At 65.0% G+C, this 26,240-nt stretch carries 25 protein-coding genes; 18 read left to right on the top strand and 7 right to left on the bottom strand.

The window, feature by feature from the left end; all coding sequences use genetic code 11:
- Positions 1–36: 36 nt before the first annotated feature.
- The 4 genes from lpdA to pdhA form a co-directional block, all read right to left on the bottom strand.
- Entirely contained in the window at positions 37–1,416 is a 1,380-nt protein-coding gene (gene lpdA / locus ABH922_RS11785; protein ID WP_424807094.1) for a dihydrolipoyl dehydrogenase, read from the bottom strand.
- 73 nt (positions 1,417–1,489) lie between these two features.
- On the bottom strand, positions 1,490–2,803 hold the full coding sequence (locus tag ABH922_RS11780; RefSeq protein ID WP_424807093.1) for a dihydrolipoamide acetyltransferase family protein: 1,314 nt from the start codon (positions 2,801–2,803) through the stop codon (positions 1,490–1,492).
- An 18-nt stretch (positions 2,804–2,821) separates the two neighbouring features.
- Positions 2,822–3,844 (bottom strand): alpha-ketoacid dehydrogenase subunit beta, encoded by a 1,023-nt coding sequence (locus ABH922_RS11775; protein WP_424807092.1) that lies wholly within the window; start codon positions 3,842–3,844, stop codon positions 2,822–2,824.
- The gene (gene pdhA, locus ABH922_RS11770) at positions 3,841–4,926 is read right to left on the bottom strand and encodes a pyruvate dehydrogenase (acetyl-transferring) E1 component subunit alpha (protein WP_424807091.1); all 1,086 of its coding nucleotides are present in this window, start codon (positions 4,924–4,926) and stop codon (positions 3,841–3,843) included. Before pdhA ends, ABH922_RS11775 begins: the two co-directional genes overlap by 4 nt.
- Positions 4,927–5,070: 144 nt before the next feature.
- On the opposite strand from pdhA, the gene ABH922_RS11765 reads away from it, so the two are divergent.
- Together ABH922_RS11765 and ABH922_RS11760 are read left to right on the top strand one after the other, a co-directional pair.
- Positions 5,071–5,547 (top strand): Lrp/AsnC family transcriptional regulator, encoded by a 477-nt coding sequence (locus tag ABH922_RS11765; protein WP_424807090.1) that lies wholly within the window; start codon positions 5,071–5,073, stop codon positions 5,545–5,547.
- A 71-nt stretch (positions 5,548–5,618) separates the two neighbouring features.
- Positions 5,619–6,137 (top strand): GbsR/MarR family transcriptional regulator, encoded by a 519-nt coding sequence (locus ABH922_RS11760; protein ID WP_424807089.1) that lies wholly within the window; start codon positions 5,619–5,621, stop codon positions 6,135–6,137.
- A gap of 62 nt (positions 6,138–6,199) precedes the next feature.
- Here the strand turns inward: ABH922_RS11760 and ABH922_RS11755 are convergent, their stop codons facing one another.
- A complete protein-coding gene (locus ABH922_RS11755; protein WP_424807088.1) occupies positions 6,200–7,237 on the bottom strand; it encodes an iron-siderophore ABC transporter substrate-binding protein in 1,038 nt (345 codons plus the stop codon).
- A gap of 275 nt (positions 7,238–7,512) precedes the next feature.
- On the opposite strand from ABH922_RS11755, the gene ABH922_RS11750 reads away from it, so the two are divergent.
- Together ABH922_RS11750 and ABH922_RS11745 are read left to right on the top strand one after the other, a co-directional pair.
- On the top strand, positions 7,513–8,931 hold the full coding sequence (locus ABH922_RS11750) for an MFS transporter (protein ID WP_424809644.1): 1,419 nt from the start codon (positions 7,513–7,515) through the stop codon (positions 8,929–8,931).
- Positions 8,928–10,442: a pyridoxal phosphate-dependent decarboxylase family protein gene (locus ABH922_RS11745; RefSeq protein ID WP_424807087.1), complete on the top strand. Its 1,515-nt coding sequence runs from the start codon at positions 8,928–8,930 to the stop codon at positions 10,440–10,442. The genes ABH922_RS11750 and ABH922_RS11745 overlap by 4 nt, the downstream gene beginning before the upstream one ends.
- Before the next feature lie 4 nt (positions 10,443–10,446).
- On the opposite strand, the gene ABH922_RS11740 is transcribed toward ABH922_RS11745, so the two are convergent.
- Positions 10,447–10,956, bottom strand: a complete 510-nt coding sequence (locus ABH922_RS11740) for a winged helix-turn-helix transcriptional regulator (RefSeq protein ID WP_424807086.1) — start codon at positions 10,954–10,956, stop codon at positions 10,447–10,449.
- A gap of 97 nt (positions 10,957–11,053) precedes the next feature.
- On the opposite strand from ABH922_RS11740, the gene ABH922_RS11735 reads away from it, so the two are divergent.
- The 7 genes from ABH922_RS11735 to ABH922_RS11705 all read left to right on the top strand — a co-directional run bounded on the left by ABH922_RS11735 (position 11,054) and on the right by ABH922_RS11705 (position 17,198).
- On the top strand, positions 11,054–11,752 hold the full coding sequence (locus tag ABH922_RS11735; RefSeq protein WP_424807085.1) for an SDR family oxidoreductase: 699 nt from the start codon (positions 11,054–11,056) through the stop codon (positions 11,750–11,752).
- 115 nt (positions 11,753–11,867) lie between these two features.
- Positions 11,868–13,190, top strand: coding sequence for a class I SAM-dependent methyltransferase (locus ABH922_RS11730; RefSeq protein ID WP_424807084.1), 1,323 nt, complete (start codon positions 11,868–11,870; stop codon positions 13,188–13,190).
- A 21-nt stretch (positions 13,191–13,211) separates the two neighbouring features.
- Positions 13,212–13,871 carry a DUF1345 domain-containing protein gene (locus tag ABH922_RS11725; protein WP_424807083.1) on the top strand — a complete coding sequence of 220 codons (660 nt, stop codon included), beginning with the start codon at positions 13,212–13,214 and terminating at the stop codon, positions 13,869–13,871.
- Between the two features lie 2 nt (positions 13,872–13,873).
- Complete coding sequence (locus tag ABH922_RS11720) at positions 13,874–15,262, top strand: ATP-binding protein (protein ID WP_424807082.1); 1,389 nt, start codon at positions 13,874–13,876, stop codon at positions 15,260–15,262.
- A gap of 106 nt (positions 15,263–15,368) precedes the next feature.
- Positions 15,369–16,058, top strand: a complete 690-nt coding sequence (locus tag ABH922_RS11715) for a hypothetical protein (protein ID WP_424807081.1) — start codon at positions 15,369–15,371, stop codon at positions 16,056–16,058.
- A complete protein-coding gene (locus tag ABH922_RS11710) occupies positions 16,042–16,482 on the top strand; it encodes a GGDEF domain-containing protein (RefSeq protein ID WP_424807080.1) in 441 nt (146 codons plus the stop codon). Before ABH922_RS11715 ends, ABH922_RS11710 begins: the two co-directional genes overlap by 17 nt.
- A 56-nt stretch (positions 16,483–16,538) precedes the next feature.
- Entirely contained in the window at positions 16,539–17,198 is a 660-nt protein-coding gene (locus ABH922_RS11705; protein ID WP_424807079.1) for a nitroreductase family protein, read from the top strand.
- A 106-nt stretch (positions 17,199–17,304) separates the two neighbouring features.
- Here ABH922_RS11705 and ABH922_RS11700 read toward each other — a convergent pair whose 3' ends face one another.
- Entirely contained in the window at positions 17,305–20,562 is a 3,258-nt protein-coding gene (locus ABH922_RS11700; protein ID WP_424807078.1) for an arabinosyltransferase domain-containing protein, read from the bottom strand.
- Between the two features lie 245 nt (positions 20,563–20,807).
- Here ABH922_RS11700 and hisD point away from each other — a divergent pair, with 245 nt between their 5' ends.
- The 7 genes from hisD (at position 20,808) to ABH922_RS11665 (ending at position 26,226) form a co-directional block, all read left to right on the top strand.
- A complete protein-coding gene (gene hisD, locus ABH922_RS11695; protein WP_424807077.1) occupies positions 20,808–22,130 on the top strand; it encodes a histidinol dehydrogenase in 1,323 nt (440 codons plus the stop codon).
- On the top strand, positions 22,127–23,275 hold the full coding sequence (locus ABH922_RS11690; protein ID WP_424807076.1) for a histidinol-phosphate transaminase: 1,149 nt from the start codon (positions 22,127–22,129) through the stop codon (positions 23,273–23,275). The genes hisD and ABH922_RS11690 overlap by 4 nt, the downstream gene beginning before the upstream one ends.
- Positions 23,272–23,886, top strand: a complete 615-nt coding sequence (gene hisB, locus ABH922_RS11685; protein ID WP_424807075.1) for an imidazoleglycerol-phosphate dehydratase HisB — start codon at positions 23,272–23,274, stop codon at positions 23,884–23,886. Before ABH922_RS11690 ends, hisB begins: the two co-directional genes overlap by 4 nt.
- A 130-nt stretch (positions 23,887–24,016) precedes the next feature.
- Complete coding sequence (locus ABH922_RS11680) at positions 24,017–24,166, top strand: hypothetical protein (RefSeq protein ID WP_424807074.1); 150 nt, start codon at positions 24,017–24,019, stop codon at positions 24,164–24,166.
- Between the two features lie 44 nt (positions 24,167–24,210).
- A complete protein-coding gene (locus ABH922_RS11675) occupies positions 24,211–25,332 on the top strand; it encodes an MFS transporter (RefSeq protein ID WP_424809643.1) in 1,122 nt (373 codons plus the stop codon).
- Positions 25,333–25,342: 10 nt separating this feature from the next.
- On the top strand, positions 25,343–25,978 hold the full coding sequence (gene hisH, locus ABH922_RS11670; RefSeq protein ID WP_424807073.1) for an imidazole glycerol phosphate synthase subunit HisH: 636 nt from the start codon (positions 25,343–25,345) through the stop codon (positions 25,976–25,978).
- Positions 25,975–26,226 carry a hypothetical protein gene (locus ABH922_RS11665; protein ID WP_424807072.1) on the top strand — a complete coding sequence of 84 codons (252 nt, stop codon included), beginning with the start codon at positions 25,975–25,977 and terminating at the stop codon, positions 26,224–26,226. The genes hisH and ABH922_RS11665 overlap by 4 nt, the downstream gene beginning before the upstream one ends.
- The last annotated feature ends 14 nt before the right edge of the window (positions 26,227–26,240 follow it).

Below are 26,240 nucleotides of genomic sequence, written 5' to 3'. Positions count from 1 at the left end.
GACCGTACTCGAGGTCGCCGTGGCGGGATTCCCGGTTCAGCCGTGCGCGTGGAGCGGTTTTCCGGCGAGCGCGAGGTGCGCCTCGCCGAGCGCCTCGGACTGAGTAGGGTGCGCGTGGACGAGTTGAGCGACCTCACCGGGATGAGCGCCCCAATTGACGATCAGCTGAGCTTCGCTGATCATCTCCCCGACGCGGGCACCGGCGAGGTGGATACCGACCACCGGGCCGTCGATACCGCGAGCACCGGCCTTGACGAGTTTGACGCCACCGCTGGTGCCGAGAATCTGACTCTTGCCGTTGCCCGCCAGATCGTAGACCAGGGTGGTGATCTCGCCGTGACGTGCGCGGGCTTGCGCCTCGGTCAGTCCGACGGAGGCAAGTTCGGGGTTGGAGTACGTGACGCGCGGGATGCCGGACTCGTCGACGATCGTCGGATCGAGGCCGGCGATTTCTTCGGCCACGAACACGCCCTGCTGGAAGCCGCGGTGGGCCAGTTGAAGTCCGGGGACGATGTCGCCGACGGCGTACACACCCTCGTGGTTGGTGCGTAGTCGATCGTCGACTGCGACGAAGCCACGGTCGAGAGTGATCCCGGCTTCGGCGAATCCGGTGTCGTCGGTGTTGGGTCCGCGGCCGACAGCGACGAGCAGAAGGTCGGCGTCGATGGCCTCGCCGCCGTCGAGCGTGACGGTGACGAGGTCGTCGTGTTCGACGGCGCCGACGAGTTTGGTGGCGGTCTTGGTGATGATGCCGCGTTTGCGGAATGCACGGGTGAGTTGTTTGGAGACCCACTCGTCCTCGTTCGCGACGAGCCGGGGAAGCGCTTCGACGACGGTCACCTCGGAACCGAACGACGCCCAGATGCTGGCGAATTCGACGCCGATAACGCCGCCGCCGAGAATGACCACGCGTTTGGGGACACTGCGCAGGGTCAGTGCCCGGTCACTGGTGACGATGCGTTCTCCGAGTTCGAGTCCCGGGATGGTCCTGGCGTAGGACCCGGTGGCGAGTACCACGGATTTTCCGGTGACGCGCGTGCCGTCCACGTCGACGGTGCGGTCCCCGACGTAACGACCGTGACCGGAGACCACGGTGATCTTGTGGTGCGAGAGCAGGCCCTGTAGCCCCTTGTAGAGCTTGCCGACGACGCCGTCCTTGTACTTCTGCACGGCGTCGGAGTCGATGCCGTGCAGCGAGCCGAGGACACCGAACGCGGCGCTCTCGCGCAGCGTGTCCGCTACCTCGGCGGAGTGCAGCAACGCCTTGGTGGGGATGCAGCCTCGATGCAGGCAGGTGCCACCCACCTTGTCCTTCTCGACCAGGGTCACCGACAATCCGAGTTGGGCGGCGCGGAAGGCGGTGGCGTATCCGCCGGAGCCGCCGCCGAGGACGACGAGATCGGGGGTGTCGGTCATCGAATCGAACCTTCCGTAATGGTCGATCGCACGGGAGTGCCGAGCACTCCCGTGCGATCGTGTGCCGGGAAAATCATCCCAGGGCAATGAAATTGGTGGGGTCGGCGAGGAGACGGCCGATGTCGGCCAGGAAACGCGATCCCTGTTCGCCGTCGACGAGACGATGGTCGAACGACAAACTCAGCGTGGTGACGGATCGCAGCGCGATCTCGCCGTTGTACTCCCACGGTTGACGGCGGATCGCGCCGAAGCAGAGAATCGCGGCCTCTCCCGGATTGAGGATGGGGGTGCCGGAGTCCACGCCGAAGACGCCGACGTTCGTGATGGTGATGGTGCCCTGCGCGAGATCGGCCGGGCCGGTATTTCCGTCCTTCGCCGTCTGGGTGAGATCGACCAGTTCGGCTGCCAGGTCACGCAGTGAGAGGCGGTCGGCGTTCTTGATGTTGGGAACCATCAGACCACGGGGAGTGGCTGCGGCGATGCCGAGATTCACGTAATGCTTGGTGACGATCTCCTGGTTCGCCTCGTCCCAGGCGGAATTGAGGCTCGGGTTGGTGCGCAACGCGATCAACAGTGCTTTGGCGACCAAGGCGAGTGGGGTGAGGCGAATGTCGGTGAAGAGCTTCGACGCGCGCAGGGTGTCGAGAAGTTCGAGCGTCGGGGTGACGTCGACGGTGACGAATTCGGTGACGTGCGGTGCGGTGAAGGCACTCGACACCATGGCGGCGGCGGTGTGCTTGCGCACACCCTTGATCGGTGTGCGGGTCTCCCGCGAATCGGCGACAACCTCGGCAGCGGTGACGGTTTCGGTGATCGCAGGCGGCGGCGGTGTGGCCGCAATCGCGTCGACCACAGCGAGAAGATCTTCGTGGGTTACGTCACCGTGCGCTCCGGTGGGCGTGACGGAACGCAGATCTATGCCGTGCTGCTTCGCGAGGAATCGCACGGGTGGCTTCGCCAGAACGGTGACATCGGTAGGTGTCGACACGACCGCCGGCACCTCGGCCGAGTCCGCAGACAGAGCGGGGGTGGTTACGTGGTTCCGGTTGCGGCGCCGGCTTTTACCTTCGTCCGCGACGCCGTAGCCGACGAGGACTGGGACACGCTCGGTGGCCGGTGCGCTCGGTGACTCGACGTCGTCACTGCCACCGGTGTCGATGTCGATGACGGGGGTGCCCACCTCCACGGTCGTTCCTTCGTCGGCGCGCAGTGCGGTGACGACACCGGCGTAGGGGGAGGGCAGTTCGACGGATGCTTTCGCGGTTTCGACTTCGGCGATGATCTGGTTCAGTTCGACGGTGTCGCCGACGGCGACGGTCCAGGCGATCAGTTCGGCCTCGGTCAATCCCTCACCGAGATCGGGCAGCAGGAAACTCTGGATACTCATGGCTGGTCTCCGGGCGGTTCAGGCGGCGAGGGAGCGGTCGACGGCGTCGAGGATGCGGTCGACGTCGGGAAGGAAGAACTCTTCGACCTTGGCCGGCGGGTAGGGGACGGTGAATCCGCCGACGCGCAGCACAGGGGCCTGTAGGTGGTAGAAGCAGTGCTCGGTGACGCGGGCGGCGATCTCGGCGCCGAGGCCCATGAACACGGACGCCTCATGAGTGACGATCAGACGGCCCGTCTTTCGGACGGAGGCCTCGATGGTGTCGAGGTCGAGGGGGGAGAGGGAGCGCAGATCGATCACCTCGAGGCTGATGCCTTCTTCGGCGGCGACGGTAGCGGCTTGCAGCGAGGTGGCGATCATCGGGCCGTAGGCGAGGAGGGTCGCGTCGGTACCGGCGCGTAGAACTCGGGCCTTGTGCAGGGGGTACGAGTCGAGAGCCGCATTCAGGTCCAGGTCCCCCTTCTCCCAGTAGCGGCGCTTCGGCTCGAAGAACAGCACGGGATCGTCGGAGGCGATTGCCTGACGAATCATCAGGTGCGCGTCCGCGGCATTCGAGCAGGTCACCACGCGCAGTCCGGCGGTCTGTGCGAAGTAGCCTTCCGGGGATTCGGAGTGGTGTTCGATCGCACCGATTCCGCCGCCGTACGGAACACGAATAGTGATGGGCATCTTGACGTTTCCGCCGGTGCGGTAATGCAGCTTCGCTACCTGGGAGACGATCTGGTCGAACGCCGGATAGATGAAACCGTCGAACTGGATTTCACACACCGGACGATAGCCGCGCATCGCCAACCCGACTGCAGTGCCGAGGATGCCGGATTCGGCGAGGGGCGTGTCGAGGACGCGATGATCGCCGAAGTCCTTCTGCAGACCGTCGGTGATGCGGAAGACGCCACCGAGTTTGCCGATGTCCTCGCCCATGAGCAGGACCTTGGGATCATCTTCCATCGCCCGGCGCAATCCGGCGTTGATGGCCTTGCCAAGTGGGAGAGTGGTGGCGCCGAGGGGCAGTGTGGTGGCGAGGGGCAGCGTGCTGGTCATCGTGATGTCCCTTCGAAGCCGGCGAGGTACTGGGCGAACTGGTCACGTTCGTCGTCGATGAGCGGGTGCGGGTCGGCGTAGACGTTCTCGAACATCGACATCGGTGTCGGCTCGACGGTTTCGAGGCAACCCCGCCGCAGGTCGGCGGCCGTGGTGTCGGCGCGGTCCTTGATGCGAGCGAGTACGTCGGGGCCGAGTAGGTCGTGGCGTTCGAGGTATTTGCGGACCCGGTCGAGGGGGTCTTTGAGTTTCCATTCCTCGTCGAGTGCGGCCGGGCGGTAGCGGCTCGGATCGTCCGAGGTGGTGTGCGGGCCCATTCGGTAGGTGACGGCCTCGACGAGCATCGGCCCGCTTCCTTCTCGTGCATGGGCGAGGGCATGGCGGGTCGCGGCGAGGACTGCGAGGACGTCATTGCCGTCCACACGGATCGCGGGTAGTCCGAAGCCTCGGCCTCGCTCGGCGATACTGACATGTGTCTGCAACGAAACAGGCTCCGAGATGGCCCACTGGTTGTTCTGGCAGAACATCACCACGGGGGCCGCGAAGCTGGTGGCGAAGCCGAATGCCTCGGAAATGTCGCCCTGGCTGGTGGCACCGTCACCGAAGTAGGTGATCGCGGCACCGGCCGAGCCGTCGAGCTTCATGCCGAGGGCGTAACCGGTCGCGTGCAGGGCTTGCGAGCCGACGATGATCGCGGGCGTCGTCATCCGGTATTCGAGGGGATTCCAGCCCGAATGGGTGGAGCCGCGCCAGAATCGGAGCATCTCGGTGGGGTCCACTCCTTTGCAGTACGCGACACCGTGTTCGCGGTAACTGGCGAAGACGAAGTCGTCCGCTTCGAGGGCGCGGGCGGAGCCGACCTGGGCGGCCTCTTGTCCGAGAAGCGGAGCCCATAGACCCAGTTCGCCTTGGCGTTGCAGTGCGGTGGCTTCGGCGTCGATGCGCCGCACGACGACGAGGTCCTCGTACAGGTTCTGCAGGCGGACGTCGTCGATGTCGGAGACAAGGGCAGTGAACTCGCTGTGGTGGACGCGGTCACCATTCTCGTCGAGAAGCTGGAGGGGAATATCGTTGTCGGTCACGGGAACTCCTCTTGCAAATCCTACGCCTGTGGGGCGTGACGTTGGTAACAGCGAAGCACCTGGACGCAACCTGCGCAACCAACCTCGCTCCGACTGCGCAGGATGCACGAATCTCCCGAACCGCAGCGGATACTATTGGTCGCTATGACCCCTTTCGACAAGACCGATGCTCGTATCCTGCTCGTACTCGCGAACAACCCTCGCGCGACGGGGGTCGAGGTGGCATCGATTCTCGGTCTGTCCCGGAATACCGTGCAGGCCAGGATGAACCGCTGGCACAACGAGAACGCGCTCGCGCCCATGGATGCCAGAGTCAAGCCCGCCGAACTGGGACATCCCGTACTTGCCTTCGTCACCATGCGTGTCGATCAGCACAAACTCAGCTTCGTCACCGAGGAATTGCGAAAAATTGTCGAGGTGATCGAGGTCTTCGGGCTCTCCGGGGAGTCCGACCTTCTGGTTCGGATAGCTGCTGCGGACACCGACGACCTCTACCGTGTCGCCGGACTGATCCTCGACATCCCCGGAGTCGAGCGTACGAACATGGGAATCGCGATGAAGGAATTGGTTCCGTATCGAACGACGCCACTGCTCGAGCAGATCGCCGGAGCGCGCCCGTGAGTGGCGGATTCGGCACTGGCAGAATGGTTCTTCGTCTGCTGGATTTCGAATCGAGGCTGGAGGCGTGACGGGTGAGTGATGTCCGAGCGCGGCGCTCCGAGGATTTCTCGGCGTGGTTCGTCGAGCAGTTCGCGCTGTACTGGCAGTCGGGCGGGGGCGCTCGCATCGAAGGGCAGATCGCGGGGTACCTGATGATCAGTGAATCGCCGGGCGTCAGTGCCGACGAACTGGCGAATGCTCTGGGAGCCAGTCGAGGGTCCGTGTCCAACTACGTCAGGCGACTGATCGATCGAGGATTTGTCCAGCGAATCCGCAAGCCCCGAGATCGTACCCACTATTTCGTGATGGATTCCGACGTGTGGGGTGGATTCCTCGAGACGGAAGCCGGGTATCTCGAGAATCAGCGCAAACTTGCCGACGAGGCTCTCGCGCATGCGAACCCGGCCGGGCCGGCGTATCTGCGGGTGCTCAACATGCGCGACTACATGGGCTGGATCATCGACAACCGGATGCTCAGCAGTGAATGGTCGCGCTTCAAAGCCCAACGAGACGAGAACGGGCCTGCCTCCACGGCGGAGGCAGGCCCGTAACGGCTGTGTGGCCCAAGGCCTGTAACGGCTGTGTGGCCCAAGGCCTGTAACGGCTGTGCGACCTATTTGTTCAACTTCGCCACGGCGTCGTCGATGATCGGAGCATAGCGTTCGAGTGACCACGGGACGGTCAACGGATTGATCATCGAGGAGCCCGTGACGAACGGCTGATCGGTCGGAGCGACCACCGTTCCGCGGGCGACCGCGGGGATTGCCTGATAGGCAGGCTGAGTCTCGATCTCGGAACGGTTCTTCGGGTCCGAGTAGAACGTGAACAGCAGGTCGGAGTTGTCGAGCAGGTGGGCGTTCTCGAGTCCGATGACCGCCGAATCCGTGCCCTCGGACTCCGTCAGGGTGTCGACGACCGGGTCGACTTTCAGGCCGAGAGCTCGCACCATGGCTACTCGCTGCTCGTCGGCGAAGAAGACGCCGAGCGTACCGGGGCCGGTGTTGTAGATGAACGAGAACGTGACGTCGGCGTTCTTCGGATGCGCTGCGGTCGCCGCTGCGAACTGGTCCTTGATCTTCGTGATCTCCGCAGCGGCCTTCTCGTTCTCTCCCATGGCCTTGCCGATGGTGGTGATCTGCTCTTCCCAGGTGATCGTCCACGGACTCTCCGCGTAGGCGACGGTCGGGGCGAACGCGTTGAGCGAGTCGAACTGGTTTTGAGTGAGGCCGGACCACGGTGCGAGAATCAGATCCGGTTCGAGTGCCACGATCGCCTCGATGTTCAGGTCCGCACCACCGTCGAACTGCTCGGGTAGTGCGCCGCCACGCTCGGTCACAGCATCGTGGACCCACGGAAGGTAGCCGGTGTCGTCGCTTCCCCAGGTGTATTTCTCTACGCCGACAGGAACGGTGCCCAATGCGATGGCGGTTTCCGCCGAGCCCATTCCGAGAGTGACGATCCGTTCGGGCTTCTCGGTGATCACAGCGGTGCCGAGTGCGGACTCGATGGAGACGGTTTCGAAGTTGCTGGTGCCGTCGGAGGTCGGGGAGTCGTCGGAGCTCGACGAGCAGCCTGCGGCGATGACGGTGGCGAGCGCCAGACCGCTCACGGCGATCGTTCGTCGAATGGACCGTGCAGCGGCGAATCTCATGTGGAACCTTTCGTTTGTCGAAGCGCCAGTGGGGTCGGTCTCGGGAAGTAGGAAGTGCTCGGCACCACCTCGGCGTGAGGCGTAGCCTAGGCTTGCCTTCATTAAAATTTCAAATTTTGTGAAACTTCGCCCGGATCGGCCGGGTGGTCCGGTCAAGTCCACGTCGGTCTGGATCGCAGCCGAACTGGTCAGTTGTCCGAAAATTGGGTCACGGCCCGGTGAACTTGGCATCGGGTCGATTCTTTGTGGTCCCCGCGAGAGTGCGGGCACCTAAGGTGTGGACGGTGACAACCGACAAACCGATCCACGTCCCGGTAGCGAGCTCGCTGCGGCAACTCCCGCGAGGCATCGTGGCCGGATATGCGGCGGGCAGCATCGGGACCGGCGGATTCGGGGTGCTACCCGGACTTGTCCTCGCCTATTACCTGACCGACACCCTCGGGGTTTCGGCGGTGTGGGCGTCGGTGGTGGTAGTGCTGCCGAAGATCGTCGATGTCATTGTCAATCCGTTGATCGGCACTCTCAGCGACAGAAGCTCCTACCGAACCGGAACCCGCGTGCCGCTCATGGTGGCAGGCGCGCTGGGACTACCGGTGCTGTTCGTCCTCACCTTTACCGCTCCGGTGCATCTCGGACCGGTATTCGGTGGGACATGGGTACTTGTCGTCTTCCTTCTCGCCGCAGTGACCTACAGCTTCTTTCAAGTCCCGTACATCGCACTGCCCACCGAATTGACCGGTGACTATCACGAACGAACTCGACTGGTATCCGTCCGAATCGCGGTGCTGGCGCTGACGATTCTCTTGATCGGTGGTGGTGGGCCGGCGCTGCGCGACAGCGCCGGCGGGGGTGCCACCGGATATCTGGTGATGGCCGTCGTGGTGTCGGCGGTGATGTGCGCCGCCATGATCTGGGCCGTGCGCGGGGCAGCGCGGCACACCGTCACCCGCGCCGACGCGCCGGTCGGATCGTTGGCGTCGCAGTACCGCGACGGGTTCGACGCGCTGCGCAGAACCCGGCCGTTTCGGCAGTTGGTCGTCGTGTTCGTGCTCCAGGCGCTTGCCACGGCCGTCATGCTGGCGGGCGCTCAGTATCTGGCCACGTATGTGATGGGTAACGAATCGGCGCTCACCGCAGTCTTCGCGGCCCTCGTCGGACCGGCTCTGGTCGTGATGCCGCTGTGGTATCGGTTCTCGCATCGGTACGGCAAGCAGCGCGGATACTTCGTGTCGTCGATCGTGTTCTTGGCTGCGACCCTGTTTCTGGTGGCGGCGGCGGTCGGTGCGGGAGTGTGGATCTACGGCGCCGTGGCACTGGCGGGCATCGGGTACGCGGGAATGCAGGTCTTTCCGCTCGCGATGCTTCCGGACGTCATCGAGGAGGACGCCCGGATCGGTGGCAGACTACGCGGCGGTTCACTCAGTGGAGTCTGGACCGCGGCCGAGACGGCAGGTATGGCGCTCGGCCCCGCGGTGTTCCTGGGGGTCCTCGCCACGACCGGGTTCGTGTCGTCGACGGCGGCGGAGTCGGTGACTCAGCCCGATTCCGCGGTGGTGGGAATTGCGCTCGGGTTCTCGGTGGTTCCCGCGTTTCTGGTGACGATCAGCCTCGTCGTACTGCGCCGATTCACTGCCGAGAACACCACGACTAGGGCCGAAGTGGAAGTCGACGGAAAAACGGGAGAATCACGATGACGGACCACACGCTCGAGCGGCGCTGTTCCGACGTGTTGGCCAGGCTCGAGGCTCTTCGGGCGCAGGACGCACCGACGCACGGGGGTCGGGTGTTGTCCTATGTCTACGACAGCGGGTTGGCGGCGCTGGACCAACTGGCGGCAGATGCCGCGCGATTGGTGCAACCGGTCAATGGGCTGGATCCGACGGTGTTTCCGTCCGCCGGTGTGATGGAGCGAGAGCTCGTCGAATTCGTGCGGGGCACTCTGCACGGTTCGGGCGAGGTGTTCGGGAACGTCACCAGCGGCGGTACCGAGAGCTGCATACTTGCCGTCAAGGCCGCCCGCGATTTTCGCGGGCTACCGCCGGGGCGCGGATCGCTGGTGGTCCCGACCACCGTGCATGCGGCATTCCACAAGGCGGCACGCCTCCTCGGTCTCGAATTGGTGCTGGTACCAGTGGATCCCGATACCGCAGTCGTGGACGCGGAAGCAGTGGGCGCTGCGCTGCGAGAGGACACCGTGCTGGTTGTCGTCTCGGCGCCGAGCTATCCTTTCGCGGCACTCGATCCCGTCGTAGAGGTCGCAGAAATCACACTGGCACATTCGATTCCATTGCATGTCGATGCGTGTATCGGTGGGCTGGCGCTGCCGTGGTGGGGTGACCTCCCGCCGTGGGACTTCCGGGTACCGGGAGTCACCAGCATGTCCGCTGATCTGCACAAGTACGGCTACGCACCCAAGGGTGTGTCGGTACTGCTTCACCGTGGCCGAGATCTGCACCGTCAGCAGTACTTCGGACTCACCGATTGGCCGGGGTATCCGGTGGTCAATCCGACCTTGCTCGGGTCGAAATCCGTGGCGGCGTTGGCAGGCGCTTGGGCTATCTCGCATGTGCTGGGCGCGGCAGGTTACTCCGATCTGGTTTCCCGAGCACGCTCGGCAACCGCCGAATTGGTGTCCACGGTGTCCCGCATCGAGGGGCTTCGGGTAGTCGGGAATCCGGTGGGACCCCTGTTCGCCGTGGCAGCGGACCTCGACGTCGCGCCTGATCGCCGGGTGGATCCGCATCGCTGGATGGCAGCAGTGGGTAGACGTGGCTTCGTGCTCCAAGGTCAGCCGGAGTCGACCCAGAGGGACGGAACCACCCTTCCCCGCACTACCCATCTGACCATCACGCCGGTGACCGAATCGGTGCTCACGGAGCTCGCCGAGGCCCTGATCGTCGGTGCCGACGACGCGCGAGGTGTGGCCGCCGCAGAAGCTCCCGCTGCTCTGCGGCAGCTCGCTGCGGCGTTCGAGAGCGGCGAGGTGACGGTGGCCGACGTGCTCGCTCTCCCGGCGGATGCGCTCTCAGCGGCCCTGGTGTCGGCGGGCTTGGACCCGAAGGATTCCGGGAACGGGGCGGGAGGTGAGGATTCGGGGGGTTCGCAGCTGGACATGGCCGCGGTTCTCGCTGCCGTCGAGGCCCTCCCGCGCGCGGTGACCGCTCGTCTGTTGGTCGAGTTCCTCGCCGGGCTGGTCGAGCCGTGAGGAGTCAGGGCGTGCCGTGGACTTCGGCCAGTGGTTGTGGCGTCTCGGACAGCCAGGGCATCATCCATGCGGTCTCGTCGTAGGGGACAGGGCGTTGGCAGGCGGCGCAGTATCTGCCGTCGGTAGTCGTTTCGCCACACGTATGGTGGATCACCGTGACCGCCCCGGACGGCTCGTCCGGGTTGACGTAGGTGTGGCCCCATTCGGCGAGTGATTGAAGTACCGGGCGCAGGCCGGCGCCGGCGCCGGTCAACGCGTAACGTTCGCGGGTCCGGTTCACGTCGAGGTACGGAACCTTGGTCAGTAGTCCCGCGTCGACGAGTCGAGAGAGTCGATTCGACAAGATGTTGTCGGCAATGCCGAGGCGAGACTTGAATTCGTCGAAACGGGTGGTGCCGAGCATCGCGTTGCGCATGATCAGCATCGTCCACCGATCGCCGAGTACGCCGGCCGCGCGTCCCAACGGACATGGGCCGAACGGGCTGTCGTCGTTTTTCATGTCGATCTCTCCCATCTCGCTTGCACATTGCAAGTCTGATGACTCGATGCTAGCGTCACGACTGTAACTTGCGAAGTGCAAGCCAGTTGGCGAATCGATATCAGGAGTACCCGTGAATATTTCCGAGCAGACAGTTCTCGTCACCGGCGCCAATCGCGGCCTGGGTCGAGCCATCGCGGAAGAACTCGTGGCGCGGGGGGCAACCGTGTACGCAGCCGCTCGTGACACCGCGGATCTCGCCCTCGCCGGGGTGACCCCGATCCAGCTCGACATCACCGACTCGGCGTCGGTTTCCCGTGCCGCCGACGTGGCGACCGACGTCACCGTACTGATCAACAATGCCGGAACCTCCACCGGTGCTGATGTTCTCGATGGTGATATCGATGCCATCCGGCTCGAGATGGAGACCCACTACTTCGGAACTCTGGCGATGACCCGAGCCTTCGCTCCGGTGATCGTCGGCCACGGTGGCGGTGCGATCTTGAACGTACTCTCGGTTCTGTCCTGGTTCACCGCGCCGGGTGTCGAGGCCTACTCGGCGGGCAAGAGTGCCGAGTGGGCGCTGACCAACGCCGTTCGCCTCGAACTGGCCGACAAGAACGTGCGGGTGAGTGGTTTCCATGTCGGCTACATGGACACCGACATGGCGGCCGCGGTCGACGGGCCGAAGCTGGATCCGAAGATTGCGGCCAAGCGTGCAGTGGACGGCATCGAGGCCGGGCAGTACGAAATCCTGGCGGACGAGCTCAGTCGTACTGTTCAGGAAAACCTCTCGGGTGGAGTTCACGCACTCTACCCCCATCTCGCCTGACATCGCGTCCTTCGGATTCGACCGGTACCCGCCGGTGCCCACACATCGCGAGATTTCCACCAATCGGGCGTAGGTTTCGAGGTCGACAGACGATCTTTCGGTGGAAGGACGATTCGTGACCGGCGCCGCGACGAGAATTCTGCAGGTTTTCGAGGAAGTGGTAGGGGTTGCACTACCGATACACGTTCGGTGTTGGGACGGATCGGAAGCCGGACCGTCCGGCGCGGCGGCCGGGGTGTTCTTCCGCAATCGACGGGCCTTGCGTCGAGTGCTTTACGCGCCCAACGAATTAGGGTTGGCGCGGGCGTACATCAGTGGCGATTTGGTGGTGGAGGGTGACATCTTCGCGTTGCTGTCGATTCCAGATCTGGTGAAAGGAATCGGTGGCAGTCCACTCGCTGGTGCACCGCCCGGCGCTCTGCGCCGGGCATTGAGAACCTTCGTCGGATTGGGTCTGGTGGGTTTACCTCCGGCTCCGCCCCCGATCGAAATGCGAGCAAAGCGTGGCCGACGGCACAGCAAGTCGCGCGATGCTGCCACGGTGTCGCATCACTACGACGTGGGGAACACCTTCTACGAGCAGTTCCTCGGGTCCAGCATGGTGTACTCGTGTGGTTACTGGCCGGAAGGTGTCGACGCACTCGACAAGGCTCAGGAGGCAAAGCTCGACCTGGTATGCCGAAAACTTGCCCTGCAACCCGGCATGAGGCTGCTCGACGTCGGCTGCGGATGGGGCTCCATGGCTTTGCATGCGGCCAGGAACTACGGTGTCGACGTGGTGGGGGTCTCGCTCAGCCGCGAACAGGTCGACTACGCCCGCACGCGAGTGGACGAGGCCGGACTGAAGGACCGGATAGAGATCCGGGTCCAGGACTATCGAGATGTCGACGACGGTCCGTACGACGCAATTTCCAGCATCGGTATGTCGGAGCATGTAGGTCTGGCGAATCTGCCGCTCTACGCGTCGACGCTGCACGCGCTGCTGCGCCCGCGTGGGCGACTGCTCAATCACGCCATAGCGTCGGTGGCGCCACTTCCGCAAAAGCCGGTCCAGGCACCAACTTTCATAGATCGATATATCTTTCCGGACGGTGAGATACTTCCGTTGAGCGCAACGATCGACGCCGTCGAGCGGGCAGGTTTCGAAGTTCGGGACAGCGAGGCGCTGCGCGAGCATTACGCGCTGACCTTGCGTGCCTGGGTGTCGACGCTGCGTGGCAACTGGGCCCGCGCCGTCGCCGAAGTCGGCGAGGAGCGGGCGCGAACCTGGTTGTTGTACCTGGCGGCGAGTGCGTTGGGATTCGAGGAGCCACATCGTCTGACCATCCACCAGGTACTGGTGGTCAAGCCCGACGATCACGGTCGGTCCGGAATGTCGAAGTCCAGAGCGGATTGGTATCGAGAATCGACTGTCGCGTCGGATCACGATCAACTGTAGGCGAGATGATTCACTGAATTGGTGAACAGTGGTCCGAAAGAATCGGTTTCGTACTCGCGCTTCGGTGTCGGTCCGGCGGCACGGCTCGCCGTCGGTGTGACGCTCGGTGTGGTTGCCGGTGTCGCCGTAGCGATGGCCGGGTATCCGCGATTCTCCTTTCTCGTGGCCTGGGACGTGGTGGGGGTCGTGTTCGTCTGTTGGACGTGGGGGGTGATCTGGCGGTTCGACTCCGAGAAGACGGCGTCGCACGCCACCCTCGAAGCGCCGGAACGGCAGGTCGCCCACCTGCTGGTCCTCGGGGCGTCCGTTGCCAGTCTGGCCGGAATCGGCGTGATCTTGACGGCGTCGCCGTCCAGTCATCGCGTTCAACTGGTCGCCACGGCGGTGGCCGCGGCCAGCGTCGTCATCTCCTGGTTTGCGGTCCATACCCTCTACGCCCTGCGATACGCGCGGCTCTACTACTCCGAGCCGCTGGGCGGTATCGACTTCAACCAGGAAGAGCCGCCGCGCTACACCGACTTCGCGTACGTCGCATATACGGTCGGGATGAGCTTCGCCATCTCGGACACGAATCTCAGATCCTCGAAGATGCGAGCGACCGCTCTCGTGCACGGGCTGTTGTCGTACGTTTTCGGTGCGGTCATCGTCGCGTCCATCGTCAATCTGATTGTCGACCTTTGAGAATGCGAACCCGTCTCGATCTGGTACGACCTCGATCGTGGACCGTTCGAGTGCGCTCTGCGGTGGCATCGACGATGGTCGTCGCTGTCTGTCTGATTCTCGCCGGTGGTGCGCTCTCGGCGGTGCTGTTCACCTCGCTGGAAAGTTCGGCCCGCGCCGCGGCCGACGCGCGAGCCGAACAAATTGCCGAACGACTCGATACCCAGGCGGCGTCGGACGTCGACGATTCCCTGCTGGCAACGGACGGGCAGATCGGAATCGTCCAGATCGTCGACTCGTCCGCGGTGGTGGTCGCCCGTTCGCAGGGTGACGTAGGCGGGCCGCTCTCGACCGCGGCTCTCGAGCCCGCCACGACGCGGGAGCTGGGGCGGGTGGACATGGGGGCGCGTGGCGACTACTGGGTGTCCGGACGCGGTGTGACGTCGCCGTTCGGATCGTTCTCGGTATTGGTCGGAGCAGATCGTGAACCGGTCGAAGAGGTGGTCACGACGGTGGCGATCCTGCTCGTGGCAGTTGGTCCGGTAGTGATCGCCTTGGTCGCGTTCGCCACGTACCGCTTGGTGGGAGCTGCGTTGAGTCCGGTCGAGCGGATGCGCCTTCGGGTGGCGTCCATCTCCAGTCGAGACCTCGACGAGCGAATCCCGGTTCCCGATGCGCGTGACGAGGTGGCCCGCCTCGCGATCACGTTGAACGAGATGCTCGAGCGGTTACAGGCCGGCCAGCGTGCTCAACAACGATTCGTCAGCGACGCCTCGCACGAGCTGCGAAGTCCACTGTCCACCATCACCGCAGCCCTCGAATTGGCCGCGTCCAGACCGGACCTCCTGGACGACGCCCTGATCGGCGAGTCCCTGCTGCCGGAAGCGCACCGGATGCGCCAGCTCATCGATGATCTTCTCCTACTCGCCCGCTCGGACGAGACAGCGAGGAGTCGGTCGAGCGTCGACGTCGACCTCGACGATCTTCTGTACGAGGAATGCAAACGAGTGGCGGGGATGACCGATCTCGAGGTCGGGTCTGCATTGGTTCCGGTCCGAATGGCGGGAGACCCGGACGCGTTGGCGCGAATGGTGCGAAACGTGGTCGACAACTCGGTACGACATGCGAGAGGCCGAATCGATCTGTCCTGTTTCGAGGAGAACGGGTTCGCGACGATCATCGTCGACGACGACGGTCCGGGGATTCCCGAAGCACAGCGAGTCAACGTGTTCGACCGTTTCGTTCGTTTGGATCACTCGCGTACTCGTGACGAGGGGGGAGCGGGACTCGGACTGGCGATAGTCGCGGGCATCGTCGCAGCGCACGGCGGAGCCATCGTCGTGACGGAGTCGCCGTACCGAGGCGCCCGGTTCGATATTCGGCTGCCGCTGCACGTGTGTGATTCGTCGTGATCGTCGGTGCAGGTGTGGGTGCGAGAACGGTCCGGGGTTGCGTGGTGTGTCCGCTCCAGTAGATTCGTTCTGGTTTGTCCGGCTGGTTGCTGATCCGGGGAGAGTAGTGACATTTGACGCAGGCCGGGTTCACCACGGGGTGGTCCGGACGCACATCGACGTGCCCGAGCGACGGATGCGTTTCGCGATTGCGGGACTCGTCCCCACTTTTGCCCTGATCGGTATGTTCGCCGCCTTGTCCGACGAAGGCCCGGTGCGGCCGGCTGACCTGATCGTCGCGGCAGCGGTGATGATGACGACGTTGCCGATGTGTTTTGCGGCGAGCCGGTTCCGGCTGGGCGAGGTGTGGTGGGACCGGCGGGCAGCTCGGCGGTCGGCGTTGGTGGCCGGAGTGTTGTTCGCCCTCTACGCGGATCTCGGTGTTGCGGTGGTGCTCTTCACCTTCACCGATCGGGAGTTCGCGATGTACGGGACCGCGCTGTTCGCCGTGATCAGCGCGTACGTCGCCCACTTCGCCGGGCGCGGAGCAAATCTGGCGCACGTCGGGTTCACGAGTGTGGGTGATCGTGGGGCTGGGCCTGCTGACCTGGCGGCAGGGCGAGCACGACGGTGCGAGCGTGGTCGCGCGTGCAGCGACGTCACTTCTGGCCGTCAACGGGACGGTACTTCTGCTCAACGCTTTCTCGACCGGAATGCGGAAGTCGTATCGAGCGCAGTTCGCGGATGCGAACCGGGATCCACTGACAGGGCTGTTCAATCGTCGCGGTTTCGAACTGTGGGTGTCCATCGCGGCTGAACGAGGTCGTGCCTGCACCGGGGCGATCTTGATCGATGTGGACAACTTCAAGTCGATCAACGACGGATACGGGCACGACTGCGGTGACCGAGTGCTCGAGATCCTCGCGGGTCGACTCGACGCGCTGGCCGGTCCGTCGGTGGCGGTGGCCCGAACCGGTGGCGACGAGTTTGCTGTCGCGTGTGCCGGGTCTGCATCGGACCTCCGGGTTCTGGCGGAGACGGTTCTGCGCAAGGCCCACGTGAGTACGGACGAATGTCCGATCACGGTGAGCATCGGTGTTGCGACGAGCACCGGCAGGCGGGCGGAGGATCCGTCGACCCACTTCGACATCGTCGACGCCGTGGATCGCGCCGACCGCGCGATGTATCGTGCCAAGACCAACGGTCGAAACCAGGTTGCGGTCGAAGGCGACGAGAACTGAGCTGCGCGTACTTGCGTGGTGAGCGGGCCTGGGGTCCACGATGCGATGATCGACCGATGACGCCGCACCCGATTCTGGACCTGTCTCCCGACCAGTTGCTCACCACCACACGAACGGTGCGTAAACGCCTCGACCTCGAGCGGCCGGTCCCGTTGGACCTCGTCCGGGAGTGCATCGACATTGCCTTGCAGGCTCCGTCCGGTTCCAATCGGCAGGGCTGGCAGTGGATGGTGGTGACCGATCCCGCACTCCGCGCCCAGATCGGCGACATCTATCGAGACGTGACCGAGCGGTACCTCACCTCGAAGGCGTCGGCGGGTGCATTGTTCGCCGACGACCCGCAGCGGGCTCACGTGCAGCAGCGGGTGTCGTCGAGTTCGGCACACCTCGCCCGACACATGGGGCAGGTTCCGGTGTTGGTCATTCCGTGCATCGCCACCGACGACGCGGTATTGCCTGCCGGAAACCAGGCCGGGCTGTGGGGCTCGTTGCTGCCTGCGGCATGGAACTATGCGTTGGCTGCCCGCGCCCGCGGTCTCGGCACCGCCTGGACGACGTTGCACCTACAGCGTGAGGCAGAAGTCGCCGAAATCCTGGGAATTCCCGTCGGTGTTCATCAGGGGGCGCTTCTTCCCACCGCCTACTACACCGGCGACACCTTCTCGCGTGCCCCTCGGCAGCCGCTGGCCGATGTGATCCACGTGGACGGCTGGTGACCGATCAGCCCCGACGGGGGACCCGGCCCGACACCGTGCCGGGTCCCCACGGTCATGCGGGTCGGGGATGATCAAGCCCCGACCGACCTGCCCCTACTTGGTCCGGTCAGGGGAACGACATGGTCATCGGGCCCGGGTTCCATGTACCCGACCGTCTGACCTGCGCTTCGTCGAGTTGAGCGGGTACGGCTGCCGGATCTCGGGGTGAGTACTTCTCGATCGAGCCCCAGTCCCGTGCCCAGTCGTTGTCCAGGTACGACGGAAGTGTCCGGGCGTCGAGTAACAAGTCGATCCAACCCAGCGGCCCGCCACCGAAGTGGTCCTGCCACGCACTGGTGACCAGTGCGCCCGAATGATCGGGGAGGATGCGGTACTCGGGAATCTCTGCGATTCCGACGCGATGGTCGAACGGCCGCTGACACGGAAATTGCAGACCCACCGCCCAGTCGAGCATGACGGGCGTCTGCGAACCCACCACGTCCTGCAGCTTCTCGGTCTTGGGCACGCGTGGTGGTGTGACGGCTACCCACTGATCGGGGTTGTTGTCGTGAGTTGCCACGACGATCCGAATGCTGTTGGCCTCGACGGGTATATCGGAAAGAGGAACACGCAGATTGCGCCACGACGGTGTCGGTCCGATGTCGATCGGAGTGAGACGACCGAGGACTTCCACCGGCTCGGAACCGCGGGCAGTGCCGTACTCGACCTCGACGTTCTGTCCGTAGGTGACAATCCCGTCCTTGTCGACGGAGCGGATTCGGCCCGCCGCCGCGATCGAGACGATGTCGCCGCGGGTCGCATTCGCACCGACGTCGGGAAGTTGATACCACCCGCTCGTCAACGAACCGGGAACCGGCTGTCGGTAGCTGCCCATCACCGGCGTGGTTGCCGGATTCAGCCCGAAGGGGAGCGCAACCGAGCTGCCGTTGACGCCGGTCTGGCCCGCACCACCGCCTGTCCCGGCGGAATTGCCGGCCGTGTCCTGATCGGTGTCGACGGTGTTCGCGCCACCCGTGGCCACGGTTTCCTTGTCGGCCCGCAGGTCACCGGCGACACCGTTCGGATCGAATCCCGTGCTGCCTCCGGCAGCGAGAGCGCTCGCCCGGTCTCCGGAGAGTGGGGTCAGCATGGACGCGTTCGGATCTGGTTCCACCAGGACGTCGTTCGCTAGTCCGCACGGCTCGCCGAGCACGGCGTCGACATTGGCTCTGCCCACCGAGAATGCCGGGTATTGCGTGATCGTGCCCTTCGCCATCGACATGACTTCGAAGAGGACCATCGCCGCTGCCGCGACCGTCAGCGGTGTGACAGCGAGAATGCGGGCGCGTCGCGCCCCTACCGTCCTCTTGCCACCGGCGTAGGGCTCACGGAAGAAGAACCAGGCTGCCAGTCCGAGCATCAGGACGCTGGAACCCAGTAGGACCGTGCTGGCGCCGAGTCCACTGATCGAGACCGGCTTGTCCCACCAGGGGACGCTGTAGCTCGAGACGTAGTAGTACCCGTTCCGGCCGGTGAACGCGAGCGCCAGCAGGAACAGAATTGCCGCGGCGAACAGGGCGCGGTTCCGCGCGGAGCGCAAAAGCGTCGCCCCGACCGCCACCGCCGCCATCATGGCAACCACCGACGCGAGTCCGGCGAAGATTCCGAAGTGGTGAGTCCACTTGGTGGGACTGAACATCAGTAGCGCGGCACCGCCGATGACGGCGCCGATGATGCGCCGGGGCGGGCCGGCCGGGACGCCCGGAATACGGCCGGACTTGCGCAACATGACGGTGATGCAGACGGCGAGGCACAGAACCAACACGAACACACCGAATCGGCGGGTCACCGAGCCGTCGACGGAATCGTTGAGGAGATATTGGTAGCGCAGATACTCGTCGAACCAGGGTTGGTTGGGCGGCAACGAGTGCACACGCTGCATCTCGAACACGGTTGCCAACGGCTGATCGGCGAACACCGGAATGAGGATGGACAGCCCTGCGGCGATCAACGGCCCCACCGACGCGATGAAACCGACAGACCGGGCTCGTTCGACGACGATGCCGATGATCGGCCTGATCCCGGCGATCAAGGCGGCGAAGCAGATGAGCCCGGACGGCCCTGCTGTCAACGTGAAGCCGGCGATCAAGATGGCGACCGCAACCGGAAGCAGGCGTCGCGTCGCGATGGCGCGTTCCACCGAGCACCAGGTCAGAAGCACACCGAGGGCCACGATCGGCTCCGGACGCAATCCGTTGTTGTACGGCAGCCAGAATGCGAGGAACACGAGCGCACCGGTCCACAGCGCCAGCCGGTTCCCACGCATCGCGGCTCCCAGTCGCGGAGCCACCTCACGGCTGATCACCATCCAGGCGAGGATCCCGGCGAGGAGCGCGGGCAGTCGTACCCAGGGGCTCGCGGTGGTGACGTGAGCGAGTAGTCCGAGAATGTCGTAGTAGGGCGTGCCGAACGGAGTTTCGGGCACCCCGAACCAGCGGAAGTAGTTCGCCATGTACCCGGAGTGCTCGGAGGCTCGGGCCATCGTGAACTGGTAGCCGTCGTCGGTGGTGGTGGCGCCGATGAAGTGCCACAGCACCAACGTGCCGATCACGACCGAATCGACTACCGAGAACTTCCACCACCGTGCGGGCAGGAACTTGCGGGTACGTCGGCCGTCGAGGGAGTCGAGGCGGTGCAGGGCGATCAGCGAGACGATCGTGGTCAGTACGCCGACGACCATCACGAGAAGTTTGAGGGCCGACGGGCTGGAGGTGAATCGAGAGTCCGGTTCGATCGTGACGTCGAGGCCGGGGGCGGCGAAGGCGGCGTCACTGAACACGCCCACCACCTGTGGTCGGAAGTCTCCGTCGAGGACTCGCGGTTCGGCACCGCTGACCGTGAACGTCGTGACGGTCGGTTCGGCGACGATGTCCACCGAGCATCCCGGGGACAATTCGTTCACCGGGGTCGAGAGCAGCAGGGTGTCGCGCAGGACGACGTCGAGCCTGGCGGGTTGATCGGTGGTGGCGGCACTGACAGATGCCACGAAACCGTAGCGGCGCGCATCGCCGGCGCCGGTGGGTGCGGTCGAGGCGACGGTGCCGCCGGTATCGGCGAGCGCGTCGATCGAGGCGCACGGAAGGGCGGCCTCGAACCGGAGCGGTGTGTACGAGACGAGCGGTGCCGTGACGCTGGTCGTGTCGCCGTTCCGAGGCCATGCGATCGTCGCGGTGTCCTGCACGACGGGCAGGATCGGAACGGAGGCGCACAGAACGATTCCGAGGATGGACGCTACTATCGCCACGATCCGCGCTCGCGGGTGTGGACTTCGCCCGGGTGGCGGGGCATCGGATGCGGGAGCGGTGGTCACGGCACTGTCTGTCACGTCAATGGACACTAGCCGTCCGTGACGTGGTTGTTATAAACCCTGTCGTCACCGCCCTGGCGTGTCCGCGTCCGCGACCGGTCGAGACACCCCGATTCGCGCGCGGGCGGACCGGTGCGAAATCCGGTCCACCTATCCTGGATAATTGTCAGTAGTTCTGTGTTTTCGGCACCACCGTGTTCTCGGTACCACCGCGTTCTCGGTACCGGTTGCACACGCCCCGTTCGCGTACGAGAGGACCTCTCATGCTTGCCCGCACCGACCTGCGTGGTCGTACCCCATCCACGGCCGAACTTCGCGCCGCGCTTCCCCGAGGTGGAGTGGATGTGGACGCGGTCTTGCATCAGGTTCGCCCCATGGTCGACGCCGTCCGAGAGCGCGGCGCGGAAGCGGCGCTCGAGTTCGGCGAGAAGTTCGACGGTGTTCGCCCCGCATCCGTCCGTGTCCCGGCCGCCGAATTGGAGCGCGCGCTGCGCGAGCTCGACCCGGCGGTACGGGAGGCACTCGAGGTGGCCATCGAGCGGACCCGCAAGGTGCATGCCGATCAGCGACGCAAGGACACCACCACCGAGGTGGTCCCCGGTGGCACCGTCACCGAACGGTGGGTTCCGGTGGAGCGTGTCGGCCTCTACGTTCCGGGCGGTAACGCGGTCTACCCGTCGAGTGTGGTGATGAACGTCGTACCGGCGCAGACAGCCGGTGTCGGTTCGCTCGTCGTGGCCTCGCCGCCGCAAGCCGACTTCGGCGGACTGCCCCACCCGACCATTCTCGCCGCTGCCGCCATCCTCGGGGTGGACGAGGTCTGGGCAGTCGGTGGCGGCCAGGGCGTCGCCCTGCTGACCTACGGTGGAACCGATACCGACGGAACCGAGCTCGTTCCGGTGGATCTCATCACCGGACCCGGCAACATCTACGTCACGGCCGCCAAGCGTCTGTGCCGCGGTCTGGTCGGAATCGATGCCGAAGCCGGACCCACCGAGATCGCGATCCTCGCCGATCACACCGCCGACCCGGTGCACGTGGCGGCCGACCTGATCTCCCAGGCCGAACACGACGTCATGGCAGCGAGCGTGCTGGTCACCACCAGTGTGGAATTGGCAGCTGCCGTGGACGAGGCGCTGACGGCGCAACTCGAGATCACCAAGCACCGTGAGCGCGTACGCACCGCTCTGACCGGCAGTCAGTCCGGAACCGTCCTGGTCTCCGATGTTTCGGCCGGCCTGCGCGTGGTCAACGCCTACGCTGCCGAGCACCTCGAGATCCAGACCGAGGACGCGACCGCCGTCGCCGCCCGGGTCACCAGTGCGGGCGCCGTGTTCGTCGGCCCGTGGGCGCCCGTCAGCCTCGGCGACTACTGCGCCGGCTCCAACCACGTTCTGCCCACAGCCGGATGTGCGCGGCACTCGTCGGGGCTGAGTGTGCAGACTTTCCTGCGCGGTATCCATGTCATCGACTACTCTGAGTCGGCACTGAAAGATGTTGCCGGACATGTCATCACGCTGGCCAACGCTGAGGATCTGCCCGCACACGGTGAGGCAGTGCGTCTGCGGTTCGAGGCGCTGCGATGAGCGCGGCTCCGGGCTACGGTCTCTCGATCGACGCACTCCCGATCCGGGAGAATTTACGTGGCAAGTCGGCATACGGCGCCCCGCAGTTGAGCGTGCCCGTGCAGCTCAACACCAATGAGAACCCGCACCCGCCCACACAGGCCCTCGTCGACGACGTCGCCGAGTCCGTGCGAGTAGCGGCCAGGGAACTGCACCGTTACCCGGATCGTGATGCGGTTGCGTTGCGCACCGAGTTGGCTGCGTACCTGAGCACGCAGACCGGCGTGGCGGTAACCGTCGACAACGTGTGGGCGGCCAACGGGTCCAACGAAATCCTGCAGCAATTGCTACAGGCATTCGCCGGCCCCGGGCGCAGCGCCATGGGTTTCGTCCCGTCCTATTCGATGCACCCGATCATCGCCGGCGGCACCGACACCGAGTGGGTGCCGGTGTTCCGACGCGACGACTTCGCGCTCGACGTGGACGCGGCTACTGCTGTGATCGCCGAGCGTCGCCCGGACGTCGTGTTCGTGACCAGCCCCAACAATCCCACCGGTCACAGTGTGGGACTTGCGGAATTACGCCGCATCCTCGACGTGGCACCGGGAATCGTCGTGGTGGACGAGGCGTACGCCGAGTTCTCGGCAGCACCGAGCGCGTTGACGCTCATCGAGGAGTATCCGGCCAAACTCGTGGTCTCTCGCACCATGAGCAAGGCGTTCGCGTTTGCCGGTGGTCGCCTCGGCTATCTTGCTGCCGCGCCGGCCTTTGTGGAGGCGTTACTGTTGGTGCGTTTGCCGTATCACCTCTCGGTGGTCACCCAGGCGGCGGCGCGTGCTGCGTTGCGTCACGCTCACGAGACGCTCGCCAGTGTGCACGCCCTCTCAGCCGAGCGAGACCGGGTGTCGAAGGCATTGGCGGATACCGGTTTCCAGGTGGTTCCCAGTGACGCCAACTTCATCCTCTTCGGTCGCTTCACCGACAGCGCTCGGGCCTGGCAAGCGTATCTCGATCGCGGTGTGCTGATTCGGGACGTCGGAATCCCCGGATTCCTCAGGGCGACAATCGGTCTCGAAGCAGAGAACGACGCCTTCGTCACGGCCAGTGACGAGATCGCGGCAACCGACCTTGTAGTCACCGACGGCACCACAGGAGAGACGGCATGACCGATCGCATTGCGCGCATCGAACGGACCACCCGCGAGTCGAGCATCACCGTGGAGTTGAACCTGGACGGGACCGGCATCGTCGACGTCTCCACCGGCGTTCCGTTCTTCGACCACATGCTCACGGCGCTGGGCACCCACGGCAGCTTCGACCTCGACGTGAAGGCGAAGGGTGACGTGGAGATCGATGCCCACCACACCGTCGAGGACACCGCGATCGTCATCGGTCAGGCGCTCGGTCAGGCGTTGGGCGACAAGAAGGGTATTCGCCGTTTCGGTGACGCCTTCATTCCGATGGACGAAACTCTCGCGCACGCGTCCGTCGACGTGTCGGGCCGCCCGTACTGCGTCCACACCGGTGAGCCGGACTACATGGTGAACTCGGTCATCGGCGGCTATCCCGGCGTGCCGTATCACGCGGTGATCAACCGCCACGTCTTCGAGTCCATTGCACTCAATGCGCGTATCGCACTTCATGTCCGGGTTCTGTACGGGCGCGATCAGCACCACATCACCGAGGCCGAGTTCAAGGCAGTTGCACGAGCTCTGCGTGAGGCCGTGGAACCGGATCCTCGGGTCAGTGGTGTGCCGTCGACGAAGGGCAGCCTGTGAGTGCCGTGCGCGGAGCCTGCGGAGTGCACCGGGTGAGTGTGCGCGGAGCCTGCGGAGTGCACCGGGTGAGTGTGCGCGGAGCCTGCGGAGTGCACCGGGTGAGTGTGCGCGGAGCCTGCGGAGTGCACCGATGGACGTAGTCTTCACGTATCTGCTGTTCATCGGTGCGGGTATCGCCGTGGGCGGTGCGTACTCGATGTTCAAGACCAACAAGTTGGCGTCGGGTATCTTGCTGGCGCTGGCGATTCTCGCGGCAGTCGCGGGCATCCTGCGCCTTTGACCGGACACACCGACGCGCCACGGGGTGTGCTTCGGATTCCTGGAATGGTCGGTGTGCTGATCATGGCTGCCGCCGCATTCGGTGGTTGGTCGCTACTGCTTCCGGTAGTGCCGTTGCAGTTAGCGCGATCAGGTGGGTCCGATGCGCTGGCCGGTTCGGTCACAGCGGTGTTCATGGCCGCAACGGTGCTGACTCAGCTTCTCGTCCCTCGACTGTTGCGTACCTACGGGTACCGCGCGGTGCTCGTGGCGGGGTGTCTGTTGCTCGGGCCGCCGTCGCTGGTGCTGTTGCTTTCCGCCGACGCCGTTGCGGTTCTGGCGGTGTCGGCGGTGCGCGGGGTCGGGTTCGGGATGTTGACGGTGGCCGGGAGCGCGCTGGTCGCCGAGTTGGCGCCGGCGCAGGTACTGGGCAGGGCGACCGGTGCGCAGGGCATTGCCATCGCGTCGTCTCAGATGGCAGGTCTTCCGCTGGGGCTGGCGATCGCGGAGCGCTGGTCTACGGCCCCGGTGTTCGTCCTCGGCGCTCTGGTCCCGGCTCTGGCGGTGGTGGCGATCGCCAGGCTGCCTCGGCTGTTCGCGCGGCCGACGGGCACGTCCGTGCGGTTGAGTGTGGTCGTGGTACTCGTCCCAGTGGTCGCGTTGGCGTGTGTGGCTGCCGTGTTCGGTGGTCTGACGTCACTGTTGCCGATTGCGATCGCGGACCGGGCTGCCGTGGCAGGTGTGGTGCTCGCGGTGGCGAGTGTGTCGATTCTGGTGGGCAGGTTCGGGGCCGGTCTGATCGCAGACCGGTTCGGTGCGGGCCGGATGCTGGTGCCTGCGTTGGTCTCCGCCGCTGCCGGCTCGGTGTTGTTCACTCTGGCCGTCGACGACGGTGCCACCGTCGTTCTGCTCTGTGCAGCAGTGCTTTTCGGATTGGGCTTCGGAGCCGTTCAGAACGAGTCGTTGGTGATGGCATTTCGTGCGGCCGGCCCGAGTCGGCTCGGTTCTGCGAGCGCGGTCTGGAACATCTCGTTCGACGCGGGCACCGGTATCGGCGCGTTGGCACTGGGGTTCGTGGCGGCGGCAGCCGGGTACCCCTGGGTATTCGCCGTGTCGGCGCTGGCGGTTGCATTGATTCCGGCGCTCGCTGCGGGCGGCAAGGTGATGGGCGCGCGAGTCGGCCGATAGAGTTGCACCCATGAGCGCTTCCACAATTGCCGTACTCGACTACGGCTCCGGCAACCTGCACTCGGCCACTCGCGCATTGGCTCGTACCGGCGCGCAGGTCGAGGTCACCAGCGACATGAAGGTCGCGTTGGCAGCGGACGGCCTGGTGGTCCCCGGCGTCGGTGCCTTTGCCGCCTGCATGGAAGGTCTGCTCGCGGTTCAGGGTGAACGCATCATCGGTCGCCGCCTCGCCGGCGGTCGCCCCGTTCTCGGTATCTGTGTCGGCATGCAGATCCTGTTCGAGCGTGGCGTCGAGTTCGGTGTCGAGGCACAGGGTTGTGGCGAATGGCCGGGAACCGTCGAACGCCTGCAAGCCGATGTGCTCCCGCACATGGGATGGAACACCGTCTCCGCACCCGAGTCGAGCACGCTGTTCGACGGTATCGACGCCGATACCCGTTTCTACTTCGTGCACTCCTACGGCGTGCAGAACTGGGAACTGGCCCCGTCCGAACACATCGCGCCGCCCGCGCTGACGTGGGCGGAACACGGTGGAGAGTTTCTGGCAGCGGTGGAGAACGGTGCTCTGTCCGCTACTCAGTTCCACCCGGAGAAGTCCGGTGACGCCGGTGCCGAGTTACTAGAGAACTGGGTGAAAGGTTTGTGAGCGACCAACGCGGGGACAGCTTCTCGTTGGCCAAGCTGGCGCTGTTCTCGCTGGGGGCGGCGGTGGCGGTTCTGGCCGTCACGACGGTGGTCATCGTGCTCGCGAAGCCGGGCCCGACGGTAGCCCTGACTATAGGTCTGCTGGGTATCGTCGTGGCGATCGCGGCGATGGGGGCGGTGTCGAAACGGATGACCCGACAAGCGTTCGGTACCGACCACACCGACCCGCCCCAGAGTTCCGGCACCTGAGCGACTAGGGTTGT

Source organism: Rhodococcus sp. 27YEA15 (genome assembly GCF_049739425.1).
In the GTDB taxonomy this organism is placed as follows: Bacteria; Actinomycetota; Actinomycetes; order Mycobacteriales; family Mycobacteriaceae; genus Rhodococcus_F.
This window is presented reverse-complemented; position numbering and strand designations above follow the sequence as displayed.

Bases quoted from the DNA above. Each gene is read 5' to 3' on its own strand.
- ABH922_RS11690 (WP_424807076.1), top strand. From the start codon at position 22,127: ATGAGCGCGGCTCCGGGCTACGGTCTCTCGATCGACGCACTCCCGATC.
- ABH922_RS11680 (WP_424807074.1), top strand. From the start codon at position 24,017: ATGGACGTAGTCTTCACGTATCTGCTGTTCATCGGTGCGGGTATCGCC.
- lpdA (WP_424807094.1), bottom strand. From the start codon at position 1,416: ATGACCGACACCCCCGATCTCGTCGTCCTCGGCGGCGGCTCCGGCGGA.
- hisB (WP_424807075.1), top strand. From the start codon at position 23,272: ATGACCGATCGCATTGCGCGCATCGAACGGACCACCCGCGAGTCGAGC.
- ABH922_RS11775 (WP_424807092.1), bottom strand. From the start codon at position 3,844: ATGACCAGCACGCTGCCCCTCGCCACCACACTGCCCCTCGGCGCCACC.
- ABH922_RS11745 (WP_424807087.1), top strand. From the start codon at position 8,928: ATGACGGACCACACGCTCGAGCGGCGCTGTTCCGACGTGTTGGCCAGG.
- ABH922_RS11755 (WP_424807088.1), bottom strand. From the start codon at position 7,237: ATGAGATTCGCCGCTGCACGGTCCATTCGACGAACGATCGCCGTGAGC.
- ABH922_RS11675 (WP_424809643.1), top strand. From the start codon at position 24,211: ATGGTCGGTGTGCTGATCATGGCTGCCGCCGCATTCGGTGGTTGGTCG.
- ABH922_RS11720 (WP_424807082.1), top strand. From the start codon at position 13,874: ATGCGAACCCGTCTCGATCTGGTACGACCTCGATCGTGGACCGTTCGA.
- hisH (WP_424807073.1), top strand. From the start codon at position 25,343: ATGAGCGCTTCCACAATTGCCGTACTCGACTACGGCTCCGGCAACCTG.
- ABH922_RS11740 (WP_424807086.1), bottom strand. From the start codon at position 10,956: ATGGGAGAGATCGACATGAAAAACGACGACAGCCCGTTCGGCCCATGT.
- hisD (WP_424807077.1), top strand. From the start codon at position 20,808: ATGCTTGCCCGCACCGACCTGCGTGGTCGTACCCCATCCACGGCCGAA.
- ABH922_RS11765 (WP_424807090.1), top strand. From the start codon at position 5,071: ATGACCCCTTTCGACAAGACCGATGCTCGTATCCTGCTCGTACTCGCG.
- ABH922_RS11780 (WP_424807093.1), bottom strand. From the start codon at position 2,803: ATGAGTATCCAGAGTTTCCTGCTGCCCGATCTCGGTGAGGGATTGACC.
- ABH922_RS11705 (WP_424807079.1), top strand. From the start codon at position 16,539: ATGACGCCGCACCCGATTCTGGACCTGTCTCCCGACCAGTTGCTCACC.